Here is a 4411-nt window from a genome sequence, read left to right on the forward strand (position 1 = left end):
CCGTGGAGGAGGGCGACGAGGGCCGGGAGCCGGCCGAGCACCTCCCGGACGGAGAGGTCGTCGAGGGAGGGCGGGGTGCCGAGGGCCGCTCCGGTGCCCGTACCGGAGACGGTGGGGTCCGCGGGGCGGCCGTCCGGGGCGGAGGCCCGGGCCGCGGGCACGGAGCCCTCGCCCCGCTGGGCCCGGGCGGCGTGCTCGGTCCGGGCGGCGGCGCGGCGCTGCGTTCCGGGGAACCGGGCGCTCCAGCGCGTGAAGTTCACTGCGTTCAAGCCTCGTAGGTGTCGCTCGTGGTCGCTGTGTCTCTTCCCCCGGGGTCCTTCCGGGGCACGGGTCGGTCGCTGGACGGTGTCACTCTGTGCAGGTGTGAGCCCACCTATGGTCACACGTCCAGTGTGGCCGACCGCACTGACAACGTCAGTCTTCGCCGGTCCTGGGGGGCTCGTGGGCGGGCGGCCGGTGCGGGTGCTTGCGCAGCCCGGCGGCAAGTTCGAACTCTGCCCTGGGGTGTTCGAGCGATCCCAGCGAGACGATCTCGCGGGTGAACAGGCCCGAGAGGGTCCATTCGGCGAGGACGCGCATCTTGCGGTTGAAGGTGGGGACGCGGCTGAGGTGGTAGATGCGGTGCATGAGCCAGGCGGGGTAGCGCTTGAGCTTGTGTCCGTAGACGTGGGCGACGCCCTTGTGCAGGCCGAGGGAGGCGACGGAGCCGACGTACTTGTGCTCGTACTCCTGGAGGGGTTCGCCGCGCAGGGCGGCGAGGATGTTGTCGGCGAGGACCTTGGCCTGGCGCACGGCGTGCTGGGCGTTGGGGGCGGTCTCCGTGCCGGGCTCCTCGGCGGTGATGTCGGGGACGGCGGCGGCGTCGCCGGCGGCCCAGGCGTGCTCGACGCCGTCGACGGTGAGCTTCGCGGTGCAGCGGAGCCGGCCGCGGTCGGTGCGCGGGAGGTCGGTGGCGGCGAGGAGCGGGTGCGGTTTGACGCCGGCGGTCCACACGACGGTGCGGGTGGGGAAGCGGGAGCCGTCGCTGAGGACGGCGACGCGGTCCGCGCAGGACTCCAGCCGGGTCTCCAGGCGTACGTCGATGCCGCGGCGGCGCAGTTCACGGACGGTGTACTGGCCCATTTCGGGACCGACCTCGGGGAGGATCCGGTCGGTGGCCTCGACCAGGACCCATTTCATGTCCTCGGGCTTGATGTTGTGGTAGTAGCGGGCGGCGTAGCGGGCCATGTCCTCCAGTTCCCCGAGGGCCTCCACCCCGGCGTAGCCGCCGCCGACGAAGACGAAGGTGAGGGCGGCGTCGCGGATGGCGGGGTCGCGGGTGGAGGAGGCGATGTCCATCTGCTCGATGACGTGGTTGCGCAGGCCGATGGCCTCTTCGACGGTCTTGAAGCCGATGGCGTAGTCGGCGAGGCCGGGAATGGGCAGGGTGCGGGAGATCGAGCCGGGGGCGAGGACGAGTTCGTCGTACTCCAGGTGCAGCGGACCGGCGCCTTCCTCCTCGGTGGCGAGGGTCTCGACGGTCGCGGTCCGCTTGGCGTGGTCGATGCGGGTGGCCTCGCCGATGACGATGCGGCATTTGTCCAGGACCCGGCGCAGGGGGACCACGACGTGGCGGGGGGAGATGGAGCCGGCGGCCGCCTCGGGGAGGAAGGGCTGGTACGTCATGTACGGCTCGGGGGTCACCACCGTGACCTCGGCCTCGTCGGCTCTGAGCTTCTTCTGGAGCCGGAGCGCCGTGTACATGCCTACGTAGCCGCCGCCGACGACGAGGATGCGCGTCCGGGGCGGGGTGCCGGGGGTCTCGCCCCGGGAGGATGCAGCCTTCACCATCCCATGACGCACCGTGGCCGGGACTTTGTCCACAGGCCCGACGAATCGTGTGACCGGAGTCGGTGCCGCGACGGGGCGGTCACGAGGGGCCGGGGAGGGGGAAGGTGCGCAGGTCACAGCATGTGGAAGGAGTCATTCCGAAGGTTCCGGCGGGAAAAGTGAGGGGTAATGCTCCGATCGGGCGGTGCTCCGTACGGGGCTCCCTCTTCTGAATTGACTCTGGCTCAACTATGTTCGTATCTCGTCGAGGAGTGGGACCAGGCCGCTGACCGTGGCCGCCTCGACACGAAGGCGGGGACTGTCTCCGGGGGGAGACAAAAGATTACCGGGGGATACACATGCACATTTCCGATTTCCATGGTTCTGCGACCGCGCTCTCGACCGAGAGCAACGCCCGTGTCATCACGGGGCCGACGTCGCACGGTGTAGGACGGTCCACCCCGCTGCGGGTGGACGCACAGCGCAATCTGGAGCACGTGCTGAGGGCCGCGCGCGAGGTCTTCGGCGAGCTGGGGTACGGGGCCCCGATGGAGGACGTGGCGCGGCGCGCCCGGGTCGGCGTCGGCACGGTGTACCGCCGCTTCCCGAGCAAGGACGTGCTGGTCCGACGCATAGCCGAGGAGGAGACCTCCCGGCTGACCGAGCAGGCGCGGGCGGCACTGGGGCAGGAGGAGGAGCCGTGGCAGGCGCTGTCGCGCTTCCTGCGGACCTCGGTCGCCTCGGGCGCCGGCCGGCTGCTGCCGCCGCAGGTGCTGCGGGTCGGCACGGCCGCCGAGGACGGGACCGACGCCGTCGGGGCCGTCGAGGCGGCCCGGGTGCCGCAGCAGCGGCAGGCGGCCGGGCCGGTCGTCGGCCAGCCCGAGCTGCGGGTCGTCGGCTCGCGGATGGCGGCCGAGGACGAGCCGGCCGAGGACGCCGGTGCCGGTGCGCTCCTGGAAGTCGTCGGCAAGCTGGTCGACCGGGCCCGTGAGGCCGGCGAGCTGCGCGCGGACGTCACCGTGGCCGATGTCCTGCTGGTCATCGCCACGGCCGCACCCGCCCTGCCGGACGCGGCCCAGCAGGCCGCTGCGTCGGCACGGCTGCTGGAGATCCTGCTGGAGGGTCTGCGGTCGCGCTGACCGCCGTCCCCCCGCCCGCGGCAGCGGGCGTGAACACGGGGCGGGGCCGGGGCGGGGGTGATTCCCTGCCCTCGGGCCCGGCTCCGGCCCGGATCCGGGCCGCGTTCGGCTCCGGTTCTCGGGGCGTGGGCGTGGGCGTGCGGTGAGGGCGTGGGGGCGAACGGCTGCTCACTCGAACGGGTGAGGAACGGTACGGGATTCCGTCGAACGGTGCCCGGACGGGTGGATGGCGCGAAGAGAGGTTCGGCGGGCGTCCGCCGTGTGACACGCTGAGCTGGTGTACCGGTTGAGTGTGTCGTGCGGGGGCTTCCGCGATGAGCGTTGACGGTCGGGACGAGCCCCTCACGGGCGGCGAGGTCGAGACGGGCAGCCTGCCCGCCCGGCAGGTACCGGCCCAGCGCGAAGCGGGCAGCGGCGCGACCGCGGCGGAACTGCCGCCTTCCGACGGCGACCTGATCGCCCGGATGCGCGGCGGCGACGACCGGGCCTACGAGGAGCTGTTCCGCCGGCACGCCGATGCCGTACGCCGCTACGCACGCACCTGCTGCCGGGACGGTCACACGGCCGAGGACCTGACGGCCGAGGTGTTCGCCCGGACCCTGCAGGCCGTGCGCGGCGGGGCCGGACCGGACCAGGCGGTGCGGGCGTACCTGCTCACCACCGTGCGCCGGGTGGCGGCGGCGTGGGGCCGGACCGCCCGGCGGGAGCAGCTCGTCGAGGACTTCGCGCTCTTCGCCGAGCAGGCCGCGGCGGGTGCCGACGGCGGGGCCCGGCTGTCCGACGACACCCTGGACCTGGGCGCGGACGTACGGGCCATGCGCGAGGCCGAGCGGTCGCTCGCGATGCAGGCGTTCCGCAGCCTGCCGGAGCGGTGGCAGGCCGTGCTGTGGCACACCACGGTCGAGGAGTCCTCGCCGAGCGCGATCGCGCCGCTGTTCGGGCTGAGCGCCAACGCCACCGCGGTGCTGGCCAGCCGGGCCCGGGAGGGCCTCAAGCAGGCCTACCTCCAGGCGCACGTGAGTTCCGCGCTCAGCCAGGGCGGGGACTGTGCCCGGTACGCGGACCGGCTGGGCGCGTACGCCCGGGGCGGTCTGCGGATGCGGGCCGAGCGGGGACTGCGCAAGCACCTGGAGGAGTGCGCCAAGTGCCGGCTGGCCGCCGGCGAGCTCCAGGACGTCAACGCGGGCATCCCGGCGCTGCTGCCGGTCGCGGTCATCGGCTGGTTCGCGGCCGGGTACGCGGTCAAGGCGGCTGCCGGTGCGGTGGTCGGGGGTGCCGTGGCCGCGGCCGCGGCGGCCGGGGTGGTGTTCGCCCTGGCCGGGGACGACACCGAACCGCAGGCCGAGGCCCGCCCGGCGCTGCCGAGTGCCTCCGCGCCCGCGACGTCCGGCGCCGCGCCCACCCCGAGGCCGACCCCTTCGGCCGTACCGGAACCGCACGCGCCGGAGCCCGTCCCTCCGTCC

At 73.6% G+C, this 4411-nt stretch carries 3 protein-coding genes and 1 pseudogene; 2 read left to right on the forward strand and 2 right to left on the reverse strand.

The window, feature by feature from the left end; genetic code table 11:
* Both EF918_RS33070 and EF918_RS33075 read right to left on the reverse strand, forming a co-directional pair.
* Positions 1 to 260: pseudogene (locus EF918_RS33070) on the reverse strand (PAS sensor protein); the annotation flags it as partial.
* Between the two features lie 154 nt (positions 261 to 414).
* Positions 415 to 1830: an NAD(P)/FAD-dependent oxidoreductase gene (locus EF918_RS33075; protein ID WP_125652590.1), complete on the reverse strand. Its 1416-nt coding sequence runs from the start codon at positions 1828 to 1830 to the stop codon at positions 415 to 417.
* Positions 1831 to 2168: 338 nt separating this feature from the next.
* Here EF918_RS33075 and EF918_RS33080 point away from each other — a divergent pair, with 338 nt between their 5' ends.
* Complete coding sequence (locus EF918_RS33080) at positions 2169 to 2948, forward strand: TetR/AcrR family transcriptional regulator (RefSeq protein ID WP_125652591.1); 780 nt, start codon at positions 2169 to 2171, stop codon at positions 2946 to 2948.
* Between the two features lie 314 nt (positions 2949 to 3262).
* On the forward strand, positions 3263 to 4411 hold a 1149-nt coding region (locus EF918_RS33085), incomplete at its 3' end, for a sigma-70 family RNA polymerase sigma factor (protein ID WP_125652592.1).

The organism is Streptomyces sp. WAC06614 (assembly GCF_003949795.1).
In the GTDB taxonomy this organism is placed as follows: Bacteria; Actinomycetota; Actinomycetes; order Streptomycetales; family Streptomycetaceae; genus Streptomyces.

Coding starts and splice junctions, on each gene's coding strand:
- EF918_RS33075 (WP_125652590.1), bottom strand. CDS start 1,830: ATGGTGAAGGCTGCATCCTCCCGGGGCGAGACCCCCGGCACCCCGCCC.
- EF918_RS33080 (WP_125652591.1), top strand. CDS start 2,169: ATGCACATTTCCGATTTCCATGGTTCTGCGACCGCGCTCTCGACCGAG.